Origin of the sequence: Rhizobium sp. 2YAF20 (assembly GCF_052114685.1) — a bacterium.
Lineage (GTDB): Bacteria > Pseudomonadota > Alphaproteobacteria > Rhizobiales > Rhizobiaceae > Rhizobium.
Genome location: NZ_JBFRFF010000016.1, coordinates 1 through 17,508 on the forward strand (window position 1 = coordinate 1; position 17,508 = coordinate 17,508).

The 17,508-nt window shown below is 56.7% G+C and carries 16 protein-coding genes and 2 pseudogenes; 8 read left to right on the forward strand and 10 right to left on the reverse strand.

Annotation, left to right across the window (positions count from 1 at the left end):
- Positions 1–260 precede the first annotated feature (260 nt).
- Both AB4Z52_RS18525 and AB4Z52_RS18530 read right to left on the reverse strand, forming a co-directional pair.
- A pseudogene (locus AB4Z52_RS18525) lies at positions 261–395 on the reverse strand (DinB/UmuC family translesion DNA polymerase); the annotation flags it as partial.
- A gap of 354 nt (positions 396–749) precedes the next feature.
- Complete coding sequence (locus AB4Z52_RS18530) at positions 750–1,355, reverse strand: hypothetical protein (protein ID WP_442219388.1); 606 nt, start codon at positions 1,353–1,355, stop codon at positions 750–752.
- Between the two features lie 838 nt (positions 1,356–2,193).
- Here AB4Z52_RS18530 and AB4Z52_RS18535 point away from each other — a divergent pair.
- The 5 genes from AB4Z52_RS18535 to AB4Z52_RS18555 all read left to right on the forward strand — a co-directional run bounded on the left by AB4Z52_RS18535 (position 2,194) and on the right by AB4Z52_RS18555 (position 6,602).
- Positions 2,194–3,618, forward strand: coding sequence for a carboxylesterase family protein (locus AB4Z52_RS18535; protein WP_442219389.1), 1,425 nt, complete (start codon positions 2,194–2,196; stop codon positions 3,616–3,618).
- A gap of 251 nt (positions 3,619–3,869) precedes the next feature.
- Complete coding sequence (locus AB4Z52_RS18540) at positions 3,870–4,862, forward strand: zinc-binding dehydrogenase (RefSeq protein ID WP_442219390.1); 993 nt, start codon at positions 3,870–3,872, stop codon at positions 4,860–4,862.
- Between the two features lie 35 nt (positions 4,863–4,897).
- Positions 4,898–5,248 (forward strand): TfoX/Sxy family protein, encoded by a 351-nt coding sequence (locus AB4Z52_RS18545; protein ID WP_442219391.1) that lies wholly within the window; start codon positions 4,898–4,900, stop codon positions 5,246–5,248.
- A 260-nt stretch (positions 5,249–5,508) separates the two neighbouring features.
- Positions 5,509–6,450, forward strand: coding sequence for an AraC family transcriptional regulator (locus AB4Z52_RS18550; protein WP_442219392.1), 942 nt, complete (start codon positions 5,509–5,511; stop codon positions 6,448–6,450).
- A 14-nt stretch (positions 6,451–6,464) separates the two neighbouring features.
- Entirely contained in the window at positions 6,465–6,602 is a 138-nt protein-coding gene (locus tag AB4Z52_RS18555; protein WP_442219501.1) for a hypothetical protein, read from the forward strand.
- A gap of 116 nt (positions 6,603–6,718) precedes the next feature.
- Here the strand turns inward: AB4Z52_RS18555 and AB4Z52_RS18560 are convergent, their stop codons facing one another.
- The 4 genes from AB4Z52_RS18560 to AB4Z52_RS18575 all read right to left on the reverse strand — a co-directional run bounded on the left by AB4Z52_RS18560 (position 6,719) and on the right by AB4Z52_RS18575 (position 11,321).
- On the reverse strand, positions 6,719–8,332 hold the full coding sequence (locus AB4Z52_RS18560) for a hypothetical protein (protein ID WP_442219393.1): 1,614 nt from the start codon (positions 8,330–8,332) through the stop codon (positions 6,719–6,721).
- An 85-nt stretch (positions 8,333–8,417) separates the two neighbouring features.
- Positions 8,418–9,209, reverse strand: coding sequence for an ATP-binding cassette domain-containing protein (locus AB4Z52_RS18565; protein ID WP_442219394.1), 792 nt, complete (start codon positions 9,207–9,209; stop codon positions 8,418–8,420).
- Positions 9,210–9,222: 13 nt separating this feature from the next.
- Positions 9,223–10,254: an ABC transporter permease gene (locus AB4Z52_RS18570; protein WP_442219395.1), complete on the reverse strand. Its 1,032-nt coding sequence runs from the start codon at positions 10,252–10,254 to the stop codon at positions 9,223–9,225.
- An 86-nt stretch (positions 10,255–10,340) separates the two neighbouring features.
- Positions 10,341–11,321, reverse strand: a complete 981-nt coding sequence (locus tag AB4Z52_RS18575; RefSeq protein ID WP_442219396.1) for a sugar ABC transporter substrate-binding protein — start codon at positions 11,319–11,321, stop codon at positions 10,341–10,343.
- A 123-nt stretch (positions 11,322–11,444) separates the two neighbouring features.
- Here AB4Z52_RS18575 and AB4Z52_RS18580 point away from each other — a divergent pair, with 123 nt between their 5' ends.
- Entirely contained in the window at positions 11,445–12,647 is a 1,203-nt protein-coding gene (locus AB4Z52_RS18580; protein WP_442219397.1) for an ROK family protein, read from the forward strand.
- Positions 12,648–12,914: 267 nt separating this feature from the next.
- On the opposite strand, the gene AB4Z52_RS18585 is transcribed toward AB4Z52_RS18580, so the two are convergent.
- Positions 12,915–13,898, reverse strand: coding sequence for an LLM class flavin-dependent oxidoreductase (locus tag AB4Z52_RS18585; protein WP_442219398.1), 984 nt, complete (start codon positions 13,896–13,898; stop codon positions 12,915–12,917).
- Entirely contained in the window at positions 13,895–14,314 is a 420-nt protein-coding gene (locus AB4Z52_RS18590) for a DoxX family protein (protein ID WP_442219497.1), read from the reverse strand. The genes AB4Z52_RS18585 and AB4Z52_RS18590 overlap by 4 nt, the downstream gene beginning before the upstream one ends.
- Before the next feature lie 165 nt (positions 14,315–14,479).
- On the opposite strand from AB4Z52_RS18590, the gene AB4Z52_RS18595 reads away from it, so the two are divergent.
- Both AB4Z52_RS18595 and AB4Z52_RS18600 read left to right on the forward strand, forming a co-directional pair.
- Positions 14,480–15,109 (forward strand): TetR/AcrR family transcriptional regulator, encoded by a 630-nt coding sequence (locus AB4Z52_RS18595; RefSeq protein ID WP_442219399.1) that lies wholly within the window; start codon positions 14,480–14,482, stop codon positions 15,107–15,109.
- A 6-nt stretch (positions 15,110–15,115) separates the two neighbouring features.
- A pseudogene (locus AB4Z52_RS18600) lies at positions 15,116–15,331 on the forward strand (hypothetical protein); the annotation flags it as partial.
- Between the two features lie 78 nt (positions 15,332–15,409).
- Here AB4Z52_RS18600 and AB4Z52_RS18605 read toward each other — a convergent pair.
- Positions 15,410–16,057 carry an EthD domain-containing protein gene (locus AB4Z52_RS18605; protein ID WP_442219400.1) on the reverse strand — a complete coding sequence of 216 codons (648 nt, stop codon included), beginning with the start codon at positions 16,055–16,057 and terminating at the stop codon, positions 15,410–15,412.
- A gap of 145 nt (positions 16,058–16,202) precedes the next feature.
- Entirely contained in the window at positions 16,203–17,246 is a 1,044-nt protein-coding gene (locus AB4Z52_RS18610; protein WP_442219401.1) for a substrate-binding domain-containing protein, read from the reverse strand.
- Between the last annotated feature and the right edge of the window lie 262 nt (positions 17,247–17,508).

Sequence of the window (17,508 nt, forward strand, 5' to 3'; positions counted from 1 at the left end):
ATGCCATGCGCCATGCGCTTTTCGCATAGCTGCACTGCAGCAAAGTCTATTTAATGTGCGGAAGGAATGGGTATTCTGGTCTTCATCGAAGCGATGCACCTCCTCCCGCAGAGCTTCGATTTCAGACGGCCCACTCCTCCTCCCGAGGGACGTCTGTCGGAACAGCGGCACTCCTCCTCCCAGCCGTTGTTCGGTTCTTTTCGGAAAGCCTGCCGCACCTCCTCCCGCGGCAGGCTTTTTCGTTTTCAGGCCCGGCTGCATCAAAGTCCCAGATCGAGCTGCGGTTCTTGCCCGCTTTCTGCGGTGCTGAGCGACGAAAGGGTGACCCCTAAGAGCCGCACCGGACGTTTGAACGGGAACACCCAGGCGAGCAGGGTCTCTGCAATCTCTCTGACGTTTCCGCGCGTTGGCCGCCTATGGTCGCTATTGAGCGGTATGGGTGGGCTTGGTTATAGCGTCGCCACGGTGCCGGCCGTTACTCGGCTCACGTTTTTCTCCGCCGACGCCATCGTATCATTTGAATTGCGGACGCTAGTCTGAGGAGGCAGTAGCTACGTTTCGAATCCAATCAAAGACGCATGCGTGCTTTGGTCGTCCGACGGCGTTGCGTTGGTGCATCGTTCAACGGTCAGGGTTGCACGTCGTGTAGAAGTGAGTTGGATTGTTGTTGTGTCTGGGTGACCTGCAGCGTCCCCAAAGGGAGGAATTCCACGTCGCCTCGGATCGTAGCGATGACAGCTGAGATTGCATCAAGCCGTGAGGTACTGGACGACAACAGCGCTGAAGTCACCGAACGTCACTTCGGCCGGGTCCAATTGCCGCGCGGCGTAAATTGCTGGAAGCGTTAGATTGAAAGCGGCAAACTCTGCGCTAAGCGCTACGCCACCCGGTACATGGACATCACCGCTCTGCGCTCTTAGCCAGGTGGCGAGTTCTACGATCAAGCGGTCAATGTCACTTAAGTGCGAATGAATGTCCTGGCCAGCGATATCCGATATGAAGCGCTGAAATCGATACTGTTCTCGATCGAAGATAATGCATGATTTGTTGCGGTGCTTTGCCCCCCCGTACTTCTTTGCACCCAGGAAAACCCCAAGTTCCAGGGGCATGTTGAACCGCGGCAGAGGAGGGTTGCCGTCAACTTCGGTGCGCGAGATATCGTGTATGCCATAACGGCACTCTCCGACTATCCGGCAGATCTTATCAAACCGATTATCGGCCGCATTGTCCGTCTCAAGTGCGCAGCGGGCAACATAACCCGACCGAATGACAGTGAAGACAATTGCGTAGAAAAACTGACGATATTCCGCGTCAAAGGGGCAATTGACGAAAACGTCCCGATTTTCGCCTACCATTTATTTCTTGGTGTCCGTGGCGTCAAGAAAATGGCCGGTTGAAGCGTCGCGCCTTACCTTTTCGATCGTCGTCTTAATCTCACGGGAGGTAAAATGCGTAGGTTTGGTTTTCGGGGTGAGAATAACAACGCCATCAGAAAGCGTTCCTGCACTTTTGTAAGCGCCTGAAGACGTCTTGTCGCTTTTGCTTGATACTCTCTGCGTCGCCTGCTTTGCCATACCCAACATATGACCGCACCCATTCCCAAAATCAAGGTGTTTGATAACGCTGAAGCAGCGCTATGGTTAGAGCCTCGTGATATCCTCAGAGGTCGAGAATCCTCCTCCTTCGGCTGACGAAGCGTCGCCCCGCGGCAGGCTTCTTCTTTTTCGGAGCCTTGCCGCATACCGGCCGGCGGCCTTTGCAAGCCGCAACGAAAGGCCTGACAGAAGACCGCACTCGATCACACGTCAAAGAAGGTCAGAAACTTCTTGCCAAACGGGCGGCAACCACAGAAGTGCAAAACGACACCAGTCTTCGAGAAGGGTCCTAGGTACCGCTCCCACAAGAGCCTTAAAATCTCGATCGCTGTCGGCCCTTTGCGCGCATTGCGGTCGATGCACTCAATGGCGCGCTTCGCGCCCTTATTCCGACCACTTATCTTGTGTTCCCGCCCTCCCGGAAGCGGACATTGTCGCCGCATGTCCAAAATGTACCAAAGTTCGTCCGATGCTGGTCTTCACCAACCTCCGCCTACTGCTGTAGAGGTTCCTCGCGATACCGAACGGACGGCAGTGATCCCGTTCGAGACGAGTCCTTTGTCGGTCGGCTGATGCCCTCGAACAGAAAGATCCTGACATGACTAACATCGCCCACTCCGCTGTGCGTTCCTGGCTTGGCGTTCCGTTCGCCACCGCCGACCGCTTCCTGCGTCCCGCCCTTCTCCCGTTCGACCCCGATCTTCCGTATGACGAGAAAGGCCCCGCGCCCTTCCAGGCCGGCGACGCCGGCTGGCTCGAGGCCGACAACGGCACTAGCGAGGATTGCCTTAACCTCAACGTCTGGGCCCCCCAAAGCACCGCTGAGCATCCTCTGCCTGTTGTTATCTATCTCTACGGAGGCGGATTTGAACGCGGCGCCAACACCCAGCCGACGTCGAATGTCTCTGGGCTCGCCGCCACCGGGCGCGTTGTCGGGATCTCGCTTAACTACCGGCTCGGACCTTTCGGCTTCCTCTCACTCTCTCAATATGGCGGCGCTCTCGGCGAGGCGAGCAATCTGGGCCTGCAGGACATCATCACGGCGCTGCACTGGGTCAAGGAGAATATCACCCGATTCGGCGGCGATCCGTCCAATGTCACTGTCGTCGGCCATAGCGCCGGCGCCTATCTCACCATGGCGCTACTCGGCGCACCAACTGCCGACGGGCTCTACCATCGCCTTGCCGCATTCTCGGGGGGCGCCTCTCGGATCGTCCCGGCCTGGTGGGCCGAAGAACTTGCCTCGCGATTGCTTACCCAACTCGGCATCCAGGACGACCCGAAGAAACTGTTCAAGCTTGACGCTTCACTCCTTGCGGAGACACTTGTCGCCATCAGTCCTCGCGATATCGGCGAGCGGCACGGCATCGACAACACCACTATCGGCGTCGTCAACGACCGCTACCAACCGGGAGCTATCCTTCGCGACACACCGCTGCGAGCCCTCGAGTCGGGGCGCCACCGCGACATCGACATTCTCCTCAGCACGGCAACTAACGAGGCTGACTGGTGGGTCATCAACACGTTGGAGACGTTCGACCCCCGCACCACGGATCACGTCGTCAACGAACTGGCCACACATTCTCGTATACCGCGCAGCCATGCGCAGCGCATTGTCGACGCTTATGCCGTCGAGGGACGCACACCGGCGGAAACCCGAGCAGCCATCTTCACTGATTACTTCTTCACGCTGCCGGCCACGCGCGCAACGCTGGCCCATGCCGCAGTCGGCGGGAAGGCCTATCGGCTCGCCGTCGGACCCGTCGAAGGTGCCCCGGCCGTTCATGGTACCGAAATGTATGGCATCGTCGGGCAGGAAAAACCAGGCCGCAGCGACGAGCAAGCTATCCGCGACACCCTCGTTCGCGACGCGCTCCTCGACTTTGCCACCGGCAACCACGCCAAATTGTGGCCTGTGGTCACGGAAGAGCCAACGGCGCACGGCATAGGTAAAATGCCATACGACGCAACCGCCCATGCCGTCGAAGTCCTGCGCACCTTCGAAGGGGTCGAGCGGACCTGAACGCCATCCTTAACGAAAACTTCAGGGGCGACCCAGAATTGTGCGGACGTTTGTCCGAAATATACCAAACTTCGTCCGATGCCGACCTTCTCCAGGCGCCGCTTCCCGCCTACTCTCATGGAGTCTGCTTGGTGCTATCGTTCAGCGCCAAGTTCACTGCGGCGCCCGACGCTTGGCTCGCAATCCAAGGCTGGCGGTGGCCGGCGAACACTGGCGGGTTTTGGGCCAACTCCCCTGGGGTACAACCTAATATGACTAAGACAATGCGTGCAGTCCTGCTGTCCGAACCTGGAGGCGTCGAACGCCTCGTTCTCAAGGACCTCCCGATACCTCAGCCTCCGCCTGACTGGGTGCGTATCCGCGTCAAGGCATTCGGGGTCAACGAGACGGAGGTTACGAGCCGAAAGGGGCTGTCCAGCCCCGATTTCACCATGCCGCGCATTCTGGGCATCGAATGCGTCGGAGTGATCGACGCGGCAGCCGATGGCACGCCATTTCAGAAGGGTCAAAAGGTCGCAACCATGATGGGGGGCATGGGGCGATCCTTTGATGGTTCTTATGCCGAGTACTTCATCGTGCCCGCGCGACAAGTAATCCCCTTCGAGACGGAGCTGCCGTGGGACGTCGTTGGCGCGCTGCCCGAAATGTTCCAAACAGCCTACGGGTCGCTAACCAAAGGGATCGATCTTCGGCCCGGCCAATCCGTGCTGATCCGTGGCGGAACCTCGACCGTCGGGCTCTCTGCGGCGACGCTGGCCAAGCAGATGGGTGCCGTGGTGCTCTCCACCACCCGCCGGCCAGAGCGGCTGGAACTGCTACGCGACTACGGCGTCGATCATCCGCTAGTTGATGACGGTCAGATTTCTCCGACCGTTCGTAACCTTTTCCCGAATGGGGTCGATGCGGCCCTCGAACTTGTGGGCGGCAAAACGCTGCGGGACACGCTTCGGGCGACCCGAACCCAGGGTGTTGTGTGTTTTACCGGCGCTCTTTCCGATGACTGGATAATCGCCGATTTCAGCCCTCTCGGCTTCATTCCCTTCGGGACGCGGCTCACCGCCTATGGCGGAAATGCCGGCGACCTTCCCGCAGATGCCTTCGATAGACAACTGCGCGCCATTTCAGATGGGCGGCTGAAGGTCGCGATAGCGAAGGTTTATCATGGCCTTGAAAATGTCGGGGAGGCACACGCCAATCTCGAGAGCGGCGCCACGCCCGGCAAACACGTAGTCGTCCTTGACTAAGGCCGGCCCGTTTCAACCTCAACCAAGGCGATAACATGTCAAAACAAAACGAGCAGGCCAAACAGCTCGCTGCACATTATGTCGATATTCTTTCGGATTGGGCGCCGGTCACGACGCGGCCGCTGTTTGGGGCCATCGCCCTCTACAGAGATGAACATGTCTTTGCGATGATCTGGAAGAACGCGTTGTACCTCAAGGTCGACGACGCGTCGCGCGGACAATACGAAGCCGAAGGCTCGCATCCGCTCGACTACCAGAGCGAGGGCGAGGACCGGGCGCTTAAATCCTACCTCGAAGTGCCCGCCCATATCCTTGAGGACGAAAAAAAGCTGCACTCATGGGCAGACATCGCCTATAGGGTCGCCTTGAAGTCTCCCAAGAACTGAGGCCGACGGGCTTGTGATCCCGCGGAACTCGTCATGGGGCCAAGCTCCTGCCCGAGCGAGGTTGGCGTCGTCATTTCCGGCGGGACGCTCGTGGCCACACTTGTCCGAAGACGCGTCGTCGCTCAAGCTTTTTTTGCTTGTCACCGGACGCACTTTGACCGGCTGTCTGAAAAGTCGCCGCCTGTGATACGATGTGGCCGCTTCGCCTACATCGATCAATGTCGGAAATTCATGCAATGCTCCAGTCGGGTCCTAGGAACGTGGATATCGAGCGCCTTACCTATCAACCTTCTCGGCCCTACCCTTACGATGTAGAGGTCTTCGATGTTTCCGACCTGAAGCGCCGAACGGGAGCTGACGCCATGCAACTGACGTACAGTTATGAGTTCTATATGTTGATCCTCATTACCCGGGGCGAGTGCGTTCAGATCATCGACTTCGAGCGGGTGTTATGCTCGGCCGGCACAATGCTGATCCTGCGGCCCGGCCAAGCGCACAACTTTGGCAGATCCGAAGACTGGGAAGGTTGGATCGTTTTGTTCAAGCCCCAGATCCTTTTGCCCACCGCGCTTCTTCGCAACGCGCCCGTGGCACTGGCCCCGGAACACTTGCCGGCTCTATTGCAGTTGAACGACCAAGAGTTGCGGCGAGCATCAGATAGCGTCCTCAGAATGCATGAGGATTCCTTGATTGCGAGCTCGCCGGAAACAGACGGCTCTCTCCGTAGCCTCGGACACGAGCCGGTTCACCTTACCGCCGACGTACACGCGCTGTTGCAATTCCAACTCTACGCATTGCTCACTTGGTTAAGTATCGCCCACAAAAAACAAGGAGCGATGGGCCCACGACATACCGGTGCATCCCAACGGTTCGATCGCTTCCGGGATCTTCTGGAACAGCGCTTCGCAGAATGGAGCCGTCTCAGCGACTATTCCAAACATCTCGGATGCACTGAAAAAAGCCTGACGCGAGCGACCTTATCGGCCGTGGGCATGACCGCAAAAGCTCTCATTTCGAAACGCATCAATCTCGAAGCGAAGCGTTTGCTGGCTCACACAGATTTGCCGATCGGCGTTATCGCGGGACGGCTGGGTTTCCAGGATGCCGCGCATTTCAGCAAGTTTTTCAAACGCGAAGCGAACTGCACGCCAAAGCAATTTCGAACCCAGACCGCGCTGCTGGACCGCAATGGGCACGCGTAGCGTGCGGATTCGCATTGGAACCCGGCCGCCGCAATCACTATGCAGCCGATGCAGGTTCGGCTCTTGGCGATGACCACAAGGAATATTTCGCTCGAGACGTCGCGCTGAAGGCTGCCCGTGAGCACAACACGATGAACCAGTTCGCTGCATAGCTAGGACTGGGTGATCATTCTTGGAAAGAGAAGCGGCCGACGGAAGCATGTCGGCCGCTTGCGCACGGCATCCGGCGCCATTGCGAGCAGCATGCACGAAGCAGTCTTGCAGTCTCTCACACGCTATCCATCTGAAGAGAGTAGGGTGCCCAGTAGGGCGGCGCAGCTTCAACGATGTCGCGAATGTTTTTCGGCTCCGGAAAACCGGTCAGTTCCTGATTGGTGCCCACAAGCCGTGCGAAGCGGATCATGTTGGCAGTCATATAGTCGATGTTTTCCTGCCCCCATTCGTTTTCGCCATGCGGCCCACGAACCGCGAGAATGGCCTTCGGTCCGGTCGCTCGCTTGTAGGCTTCGAACGAACCTTCAAGGCTTTCGGAAAAGTCCCAGAGCCCTCTCGCGATCATAAGGGACGGCCAGTTTGGCAATGACGCAAGTACCTCGCTGGTCGCAAACAACTGAAGGTTCTGTTCAAGCCTGCGAGATGCCTCAACATAGGAATCGTTGGGAGCGCGATAGCCAAGTCCTCCGGGAAACGGAGCCATGAGCAACGCCCCGAGAATATTATAACCGTAAGGTCCTTTCGGCTCAGGATTTGGCCGCTCAAAGTCACAGGAACCAGTGAAGTTCTTATGCATGGCCCATAACGTTACCATGCAACCCTGCGAGGCTCCTGAAACGAAGACCGGCAATTCCCGAGCGGAACTGTAGCCAGCGAGAAGCTTACCAGCGGCAGCTGCACCTGCCAGTTCGTTGCCCTCCGGAGTGAGCAAACGCAGCCCCTCTCCAGTCTCCATCGCGGTCAGAAGCCGGAAGATATCCTCAGCCTGCTCGTTCGTATTGCTGTCGTTGTCGCCGCCGGAAATTCCGTGGCCTCTTTTATCCAGCGTGAGAACATCGAAGCCCGCCTGGTTGAAGCGGTAGATGTAGTTGTTGCGCCAGCTCGCCGTGCCCCATTGTTCCGATCCATTTCCACCTGGATAGGCAGCCTGAATCCACGCGCCAGCCGCCTCATCCCAATAACAAGGAACGTCGTCGGGATGGTCTATGGCGGTCGTCTCAATTGAACGTCCGGCGACCACCACAATTAGGATGCGCTTGCGACCTCCTTTGCCGTCGTCCACACCGTCTCCAGCCAAGTGCCAACCACGAATTCGAACCGAGCTCGTCAAGCCCATGTGAATGGTTTCGTAGGGCTCGCGGGGCACCTCGACCTCGACGGTGGTCGTGACCCTTTCCGCCGCCGCCACTGGTTCATTCCACGGCGCCTGACCGAAGAACGCCGGCCGCCTGATGTCTTTGAGATCGACCGATCCCTTTGCGTCAATCAGCCCGCGCGAATCGAGTGTTCCTGTGACGCGGAACTCGTGAGGCACCACGAAACTCTTGCGCATTGCAGAAAGCTCGGCTTCGACTTGCGGATCGTCTTTCGCGGCGGCGTATCGCTCCTTTATCCTCTTGTCAGAAAATTCTTCGATTACGAAATCACCCGAATAGCCTTCGGGCGCAAACTGAGCCATCGGCGTGAAAGGGACGAGTACCGAGCTGCCGTCGGGCTCCGTGACACGGTACGCGGGGAAACTCTTGTTCTGGTCCCAGCCAAGACTAACGGTTCCGTCGGGCTCAGGCTGCCCCGGCGAGACATACGGTCCTACCTCCGGAAAAGGAAATTGACGCAAACGGGCCATTCCTTTGAACCATTCAAGATCTGTGCCGTCTTTTTCAGCCATCATTCTTCTCCGCTCCGATCGGTACGCGTCTGGCGCCGCAGATCAGCAATTTTGATTTTCACTTTAATCGGTTAGCCGTTGGGAATCAGTCTGCATCTTCTTCGAAACGGGCAAGGTCAGCTTCAATGGCGGCCGTTGTGTCCCCACCAGCCATAAGGTTGAGAACTTCGTCTCGGGTCTTTTCTCCCCGGCGAAATTTCGCAAGTACGGCGCCATGTGCCACCACTACGAAGCTGTCGCCGACGAGCATTGCGTGTCTGGCGTTATGTGTGATGAACACGATGCCGACCCCACGTTTACGGGCAAGCTTGACCATGCCGAGAACCTTGGCGGCCTCCTTAACGCCCAAAGCAGACGTCGGTTCGTCGAGGATCAGGACCTTGGCGCCGAAATACATCGCCCGGGCAATTGCCAGAACTTGACGCTCCCCACCTGACAAGGTTCCGACCAATTGGTCTCCACTGGTGACACGCGTGATGCCGAAGCTACGGATTTCTTCAACGGCAATGTTGTTCGCCTTCTCAACGTCGAAGATCTTGAAAGGCCCCCAACCTTTGATCGGTTCGGCGCCAAGAAAGAAGTTTCGCCCGACTGACATCAGCGGAATACTGCCAACATCTTGGTGGACGGTCGCGATGCCTTTGGAGCGGGCCTCTCGCGGGCCGGAGAAACGCGTTGCTTCCCCACCGACATACACGTCGCCACTCGTTGGTTGATAAAAGCCGGACAGGACCTTGATCAGCGTGGACTTTCCAGCCCCGTTGTCCCCGAGGAGGCACAGGACCTCGCCTGGTTGGACTTCAATAGAAACGTCAATCAGCGCTTCGATACCGCCAAACCGCTTGGAGATGGAACGGAGTTCAATCAAGGGGCTCATGGATCGTATCTCCTCAACGCGACGTCAATGCGAGCTTGCGGAAGTAGCTGTTGGCGAGCACTGCGGACAGCAGAAGCACTCCAAGGAAGAACTGAACCCAGTCGGTGCTCCAGCCTGTATAGAAGATGCCTACGCTGATGATGCTGTAAAGCGCAGCGCCTAAGGTGATCCCTATCGCCGATCCGTAGCCTCCAGTCAGCAGAACACCGCCAATGACGGCGACGATGGGAGCTTGGAAGACATATCCTTGCCCGTTGGCAGCGTTTCCGGAATGAAATTCAATGGTCTGAATTACGCCGACCAGAGAGGCTGAGAGTGCAGATCCCATGAACAGAATGATTTTCACGCGGGACGTCGGGACGCCTGCACCACGGGCAGCGTTGAGGTTGCCACCGGTTGCGAATATCCAGTTGCCGAAGCGCGTGCGTGTAAGCATCAGGAAGACGGCGACGGTCAGCAATATCCACCAAAGGATGGAGATGTTGGCTTGTCCCCATCGCGCCGCAAACACGAAGTCCGTGCTGGGCGATGATTTCATCGATATCGATGTGGTGTTTGTAAACAGCCGGGAAAGTCCGAGAGCCGCGCCGGCGACGCCGAAGTTTGTCGCCAGCGTGACAATAAATGAGGGTAGGCCCGTCCGATCGGCGACAATGCCGTTGATAAGCCCGACGGTCGCGCCGAAGCACAGCGTTATCGCGATCATGACCCAAATGTTGATGCCGTAGAGATTGCATCCGATTGCAAGGAGGATAGAGCTGGCGCCCAAGACGGAACCAATCGACAGATCGAGTTCTCCTGCGATCATCAGCAAACCGACCGCGATTGCGATGATACCCAGTTCAGCTGCTGTGTTGAGCCATGCCGCCGACCCGTTAAACGACATGAAGCGCGTGTTCGCCGTGACTATTGCGAAGAAAACGTAGACTACAACTACCGCCACGAAGGCACCTGCCTCGGGACGCATGATCAGGCGTTTGAAGGGGGACCTGACGCTCCGGTCAGTCGCGCGCTTCGTCCCTAACACGGAAGATTGCGATCCCATGCCGTGAAACTCCGTTGAAATGTGGTGGTTATCAAGATGAGGAGCAAGGCCCGGCGAGCTAGTCGCCGGGCCTGCCGGGAGGGTGGCTAGTTGGTGCCACGAATACCCACGTATTTCTCGTTGACCAAGAGGATTTTCTCGGCATCTTTCTGATAGACAAATCGAGGACCCGCATACATGGGTTGGACGGGAGCCAGGTTGTACTTTACCTTCTGGTAGGCGAGAAGAATGCTGTAGTACCCATCGAGATAAGCCTGCAGATCCACGCCAAACTGGACTTTTCCGTCACGGATGCCTTCGAGCACAGCGGTGGATAGGCCGCTCCCTCCGATCTTGATCTTCCCTTGCTCGTGACCCGTTTCGTCGCTCGCCTGAACTGCAAGCGTCGTCTGCGTAGCGCCCAAAGTCATAATCCCGTCGATCGACGGATCAGCTTCGAGCGCACCTTTCATGGCTTGCAGGTTGGCTTGCGGGTTTTGAGCGTCCTGAACCGCGATGGTCAAAACCTTGCCGGTGCCGCCAGCGTCTTTCACGGCCTTCACATAAGCATTGCAAAGAGCTTCCAGGGACGGATTGCCGGGCACGTGGTTCACGCACAGACCGTTCTTGACGCCCGCTTTTACTTGAATCTGACCAGACTCGACGCCAAGGGAGTCGGGATCGTAGCCCACGTAAGTGAATGCTCCAGTATCCTTCCAGGTGGAATAGCCACCATCTTGGATGATCACATTGATGCCTGCTTCTGCAGCGCGTTTGATGACCGGGCTCATGGCATCCGGGAAATAATTTCCAACGACCATGGCGTCAGGCTGAGTTGCGGCGGCTTGATCCAGCAAGCGGGCAAAGTCCGCTTGTAGATTGTTAGCATCTTGGACCGTTGAGTATTGATAGTGGATATTGAGGTTCGAGGCGGCGTCGTCGGCGCCTTTCTTCAGTGCGCTGAAGAAAGGATCGAACAAGGGGCCTGAAACAACGATAATGTTCGGATTTTCAGAGTCCGCCCAAACTGGATGAGCGAAAGATACGGTGGCTAGTGCGGCCAACATTGCGAGGCGCGTCTTCGTCATTATTTCCTCCATTCCCCCTCGATGAGGCTTTTCCTCACGTCGGCTTTCGTGCATGCTCCTCCAAGCTGAATTAGTTCTATTCGGGACATATTAGTTCTGTCAATCGCGAACGTGGTATAAAATATGGATCAAACGGGAATAAATAATATTTTCGACCTTTCTGATGCTACGCAGGCAGAGACGCGCATTCTCCAGCTGCTCGGACAACAGTCAGGGCTCCGTGCGGCGGAAATCTCAAGGCTGACCGGCCTCTCCAAGTCCACCGTCGCACGGGCTGTCGAGCAACTGCGTGGCATCGACATGGTCGTGGAAATGGCGCAGCCTGTAGATCAGGCTGCCAAGCGTGGACGTCCGGGCACGATTCTCGCGCTCAATCCCGCGAAGGGGACGTGTGCAGGCGTGCTGCTTGGACCGGACACGATTGAACTTACGATCGGAGATCTCTCTCATGCTCTGATATCGCAAAAAACCGTTGACATGCCGCGAGACTACGGAGTCGAGAGAGGCATTGGTGTCGTGAAAGAGCTGATCGACCAAGCCTACCGTGACACAAATCTTGATCGCGACCGGTTACTCGGTGTCGGTATCGCCGTTCCTGGACCCGTCGATTTCAATTCCGGTCGTGTTCTTCGGTCGAGCATGGTCCCGGTGTGGGCAGGGGTCGAGATCCGCACACTCTTTGAAACGGCGCTTCGAACGCAGGTTTTTGCCGACAACGAGTCGAACTGCGCTGCTATCGCCGAAATGACTTGGGGGGCAGCAAAGGGCGAGAGCGACTTCCTGTATTTCAAGCTTGATGTCGGGGTTGGCGGCGCCGTGGTTGTCAACGGTCATGTCTTGCGCGGGGTAGCAGGAGGTGCTGGTGAAGTGGGCCACATGGTTCACGATGCTGAGGGGCCGCTATGTCGATGTGGTAACCGTGGTTGCGTCGAGATGTATGCTGGCTGGGACGCCGTCATCGGACCCGCGAAGAGTCGATTTGGACCTGAGGTGTCGTTTGAGAAGATAGCCTTCCTTGCGCTGGACGGAGACATCGGTTGCAAGCGCCTGATAGAGGATGTCGCCGTAGTGGCTGGCCGAGCGCTTGCGAACGCTTGCGCTGTGATAAACCCACCGCTCGTGGTGCTCGGCGGTCGTCAGATCGCCGCAGGCGAAATTCTTATCGATGCTTTGCGAGCGAGCTTCGCACGCTACGCCCACATAAAGCCATATGAAGTTGAGGAGGGTTCGATCACGCGCATCATCCCAGGCGCTTTCAGCAACAATCGCGACACCGCTTTGGGTGCTGTGGGTCTTGTGCTGCAGAACTATGGTCAGCTTATATAACTCGGCTTGGGAGGAGCGTTGTCCATTGAAAGGCCATTAGCTTCACACCAAGAGGCGCTCTGATTTCGGTGCGCCGCTTGGAGTGGTTGGCGCGCTAAATGCAGGCTGCAGTAAGCTCCAGCGAGCGCAAACGGGCATCATGGTCGTAAACATCCGTGACCGTAATCAGTTTATGCCCGTTGACGATGACACTGAGCGTGGCGGTCATTTGTCGATCATGTGCGTGGTGAAATGCGCGCATGGCGTGGACCGCCTTGTGCAACATACTTATCCGGAAAGGGCGTCGGCGGTGATATCGAGCGACCGAAGGCGCTCTGGATGATTGTAGATATCGGTGACAATCACCAGTTCATCAGCCTGGGTCTCCGCGATGAGACCCGCCAATCCCTTTCTCACCGTTTCCTTGCTGCCGATGATCGATCTCGCGAGCATCCTTTTTACCTGGGCTTTTTCGGTCGACGTCCAGTAGCTCTCTATGTCATCGATTGGTGGCTGGCTCACGTCGCGAATACCTCTAAAGATGCCAGTAAAGGACATCTGCTGTGTAGTGGCCAGACGTCTTGCTTCGTCATCGGTGGAGGCTGCAATAATGTTCACTCCCACCGCAGTGTAGGGTTTGCTCAGCTGCTCAGACGGCTCAAACCGTGCCCTGTAGATTTCAAGAGCGGTCAACAGGTATTCGGGTGCAAAATGCGACGCGAACGCGTAAGGCAGGCCGAGTTGTGCCGCAAGCATTGCGCCGAAGTTACTGGAGCCCAGTATCCAGAGCGGCACTTCTGTACCTGCCGCCGGGATCGCTCGGATACGCTGATCGGGACCTGCAGGGGCAAGAAATGCTTGCAGTTCGAGAACGTCTTGTGGAAAGTTGTCAGAGGAATCCGGCGCCCGCCGGAGGGCTCGGAGAGTCAACTGATCGGTTCCAGGTGCTCTTCCAACGCCAAGGTCAATGCGATCCGGAAAGAGCCTTGCCAATGTGCCGAATTGTTCGGCAATCACATAAGGAGCGTGGTTGGGGAGCATGATGCCGCCCGCACCAACGCGGATTGTTGACGTACCTGCAGCGATATGGCCGATGACGATCGCGGTTGCCGCGCTCGCAATGCCCGCCATGTTGTGATGCTCTGCAACCCAAAAGCGCTGGAAACCAAGCTTCTCAGCATGCTGAGCGAGTGCCCTCGCGTTGTCCATGGCGATCCGAGCGTCTGTGTCACGGGTGACGCGTACAAGGTCGAGAATCGAAAGCTTCGTCATTGGACGTCCCGGTCATTTCGCAAAGATGCGGTGGTTCGTAGCTTGGCGTCTACGCTTATCAATCCAGCGCCCGATGTCACAAAGTAGAGGAACACGAAGCAATATACGGCGGCCGCGTAACCCCCATTTTCGGTGGGAAAAAAGCTTTTGGAGAAATGGGCGACGAAATATGCAACTGCCATCTCTCCACTGAGAATGAAAGCTACAACTCGAGTTTGAAACCCTATCAGAAACAAGAAACCCAGTATCAATTCGATAACGCCGGCTACCCATGCGAGTGAACCCATCGGTGGCGTGAATGGGCCGGGATGAAAGTGGAAAACCTTCGCCAACCCAAATGAAAATATCACCAGACCAAGTGCAATGCGGAGAAGGCTCAGGAGGTAGGGTTGCAAGTTCGAAATTTGCTTCATGATATCTTCCTTAGGTGCCTGCGAGTGAGATATGGGGGCAGGAGTTCGGTCCAGTTGGGCCAGGCACGACGCGCTCAAACCGGCCCGCGACAACAAGGTCATCCATGTTGACTTTAAATGACTCCACAGTCATTTAAAGTCAACATCCGTTATGTCGGAGGAGTCATTGTGAGCGGACAAACAAATGTGAAGGCGAGGACGAGGGGTCCGAGCCTGGAAAAAACAGCGGAGACCAGAAGCAAGATAATCAACGCGGCGCTCACTGTTTTTATCGAAAAAGGATATGCCAACACGTCGGTCGCCGACATTGCCGGGAGCGCTGGCATCGCGAAAGGGACGCCGTACAGGTACTTTCCGACGAAAGAGCAGTTGTTCGAGGGAATTCTTGAAGACGTCGTCGTTGCGGCAGTTGCAGACATTTACAACCGTTCACCCTCCGACGACGAAACGGTTGAAGTCTTTCTCAGGCGACTTGTACTTCCGTTCATGAGAGATTTCGAAACCTCAGGACGCGCGGCAATCGCGAGGCTGGTTATTTCCGATGGTGCGGGTTTCCCGACGTTGGTCAATACCTACAGAACGAAGGTGTACGAGCCAATCATCGATTTGATCAAACGATGCGCGGCTACTGCGATCGAGCGCGGCGAACTGAAAAATCGCGCATTGGCTGACTGTCCGTATCTATTAGTTGCGCCGCTATGGATTGGGATCGTTCATAACGCAGTTCTCAACCCTGGCAATCGGTTGGACATGGGAGCCATGTTCGAAACCCAGCTCGACCTTATCTTCAATTCGTAGCATTTGACCACTGGCTCCAGCCTCGCGAGTGATGGTGGCGGATTGGCGCAGGCGACCGGCAAGGAACTCTGGAAAGGTGCATTGCCCGTTGGCGGTCAGACCGCACTGATGACACACGTCTCGCCTGAAAACGAACGTCAGTTTGTCGTCATATCGGCCGGTGGTGCTCGTCAGTCTTCTCGGCGCGGGGACTACGTGATCGCATACGCTCTGCCAAACTGAAAAACAAAAGCCCGGTGACGTTCGCCACCGAGCCCTTTTTGGGAGGCAGTATATGAGATCGTTACCGGCTCGCGCCGGTCACTTTATGACGAGCGGATCGCAAAGATAAGCCGAGGCGACTTCAGCCGTCTCGATCAGAGCATTGTGCAGGTCGGTCCCGGGATAAAACGCTTCCTTCGCCGCTGCTGGAGATTTAAACCAACAGACGAAAATTGCATCCGGAGCTACTGGCTCGGACCAAAGGCGAGGGCGTGAGTGACTACTTGTCACTTCGTTCACCGACGTCTCTAAACTGGACAAGGCCTTTGATGCGGAACTCAGTTTTTCGGTAACCTCGTCGGCGTCCAGCCCGCCCCGAACCTTGATGGGAATCATAACCTTCGTCCCACCGTGATCGTGAGGCCCGACAGTCTCGACGATATTCAGGGACCATCCCTTCAAAAAAAGAAGCTCGTCATCAGGAATGCTGACCGCGCCGGTCTCAGACGCCTGAGCCACCTTCATGGTTTCTGCGTCAGTGAAGTAAAGTTCGACGATGCCGTCTACGCTGAAGGCCCGAGCCTCGGGGATTGTTAGCAATTCTTCGTTGACGCGATTCTGAACGTATTTGCAAACACCCGGCAAGGACAAAGCGAGCTGGGCGTGATTTCCCGCCCAGTGTAATCGAAAAGCCGCCCTGTCTAAATCTTCGCGCTTTGCCAGCAATGTCATGCGCTTCAGCATCATGTAACCTCGTATGACAATTAAATCAGCGTTCGCTCTCTGCAGTGCGCATAACCCCAGGCGCCTGATCGCACATGTTCCACGACGTTGGGAGCCATGCGCAGGTGAACCTGCTGCGGCCTTCTTCAGCCGCAGCAGAACGTTGGGCTTAGTTGAATACCGCCTTCAGCTTCTCTTCTGAAAGCGTAGAGGATAGGTCAGCATCTGGCGGAGCGGAACGCAGGCAACGCGGTGGCTTGCCAGCTTCGGTGTCGGCGTAAATGTAAGGGACGATGACAGTCGGCTCCTTGCTTTCGGTGCCTTCGAAGGCTGCTACGCCAGCTCTTGCTGCGAAGCGCACCATGGATGTCGCACCATCGACGGAGAAGTGCTTCCAGGCTTTGCCAGCGGCCTTTAGGTCTTCATACTTGCAACCAATTTCGTTGATGCCGTTGATGGTTGCTTGGGGCGGGATCGGCAAACCAGCCTGCTCGTACGCCTTGATCCCAGCAATCGTGGCCATCCCCGAATCCGATACAATCGCGTCGATCTGGGGATACTTGGCGATGAGGCCGGTCACAGCCCGCTGCGCGTCTGCAGGGTTCCAGTTGGTTACGATGTAGTTCTCGTCCAGCATCTTGATGTCGGGATACTTTTCGAGCCCTATCTTTAGGCCTTTAAGAAATTCCGTTGAGGACGTTGCACCCGGCGTGCCGCCGAGCAGGACGATGTTACCCTTGCCATTGAGGGTTTTGTTCACCCAGTCGGCCCAAAGCTTACCGATATAGGCCTGATCCTGGTAGACGTTCACGCTGAAGTCGACGCCCGGCGAGCCAGAGATCTTCGAATAATAAGGAACGACGATAGTCGACCCACCATTAAACGCGCTCCGGTAGGCAGGCAAGGCGGCATCGCCGTAGTCGGTAAACGTCACCAACACATTCACACCCATCGAGGCCATGCTGTTCAGGTCGCCGTTGTATTTCTGCTGATCGCCCAGCGAGTCGGCGTACAAGACCTTGGTGACGTTGGGGCATTTGCCAAGCTCGTCTTCGAATTCCGCGCGAGCGATCTTTCGCCAAGTATCTGCGCCGTATCCGTCCACCAGCGCGACTGTCATCGGCTTGGTTCCGCACAACGGCTTGATATCTGCTCCTGCGTTAGAGAGGACGGTATCAGCAGCCTTGGCAGGCACGCTGCTGACGGAAGCCATAAGCGCTGCAAGAATTGCCGATGTGGCACCAAGTTGTCCGATGATTTTCATTGCTCTCCTCCAATTCGCGATGGGCTTATGCGCAAGCATCTTCGTGATGCCGCTATCTCTCTCCCAGCTAAAACATAAGCAGAAAAATTCGCTAATGCAAAGCTTATTCGTTATAAGTAAACATTTTCAAATTGGAGCTGCTGCGGAAATTGGACGCGGGAGTGCGGCAGCGTGCAAGCTGCACCCTGTCGCAAGGCGATAACAATCGAAC

What these genes read in the sequence shown, in the direction of transcription:
- AB4Z52_RS18610 (WP_442219401.1), bottom strand. Translation starts at nt 17,246, where the DNA reads ATGGCTTCCGTCAGCAGCGTGCCTGCCAAGGCTGCTGATACCGTCCTC.
- AB4Z52_RS18580 (WP_442219397.1), top strand. Translation starts at nt 11,445, where the DNA reads ATGGATCAAACGGGAATAAATAATATTTTCGACCTTTCTGATGCTACG.
- AB4Z52_RS18605 (WP_442219400.1), bottom strand. Translation starts at nt 16,057, where the DNA reads ATGATGCTGAAGCGCATGACATTGCTGGCAAAGCGCGAAGATTTAGAC.
- AB4Z52_RS18560 (WP_442219393.1), bottom strand. Translation starts at nt 8,332, where the DNA reads ATGGCTGAAAAAGACGGCACAGATCTTGAATGGTTCAAAGGAATGGCC.
- AB4Z52_RS18545 (WP_442219391.1), top strand. Translation starts at nt 4,898, where the DNA reads ATGTCAAAACAAAACGAGCAGGCCAAACAGCTCGCTGCACATTATGTC.
- AB4Z52_RS18530 (WP_442219388.1), bottom strand. Translation starts at nt 1,355, where the DNA reads ATGGTAGGCGAAAATCGGGACGTTTTCGTCAATTGCCCCTTTGACGCG.
- AB4Z52_RS18535 (WP_442219389.1), top strand. Translation starts at nt 2,194, where the DNA reads ATGACTAACATCGCCCACTCCGCTGTGCGTTCCTGGCTTGGCGTTCCG.
- AB4Z52_RS18585 (WP_442219398.1), bottom strand. Translation starts at nt 13,898, where the DNA reads ATGACGAAGCTTTCGATTCTCGACCTTGTACGCGTCACCCGTGACACA.
- AB4Z52_RS18570 (WP_442219395.1), bottom strand. Translation starts at nt 10,254, where the DNA reads ATGGGATCGCAATCTTCCGTGTTAGGGACGAAGCGCGCGACTGACCGG.
- AB4Z52_RS18575 (WP_442219396.1), bottom strand. Translation starts at nt 11,321, where the DNA reads ATGACGAAGACGCGCCTCGCAATGTTGGCCGCACTAGCCACCGTATCT.
- AB4Z52_RS18565 (WP_442219394.1), bottom strand. Translation starts at nt 9,209, where the DNA reads ATGAGCCCCTTGATTGAACTCCGTTCCATCTCCAAGCGGTTTGGCGGT.
- AB4Z52_RS18540 (WP_442219390.1), top strand. Translation starts at nt 3,870, where the DNA reads ATGACTAAGACAATGCGTGCAGTCCTGCTGTCCGAACCTGGAGGCGTC.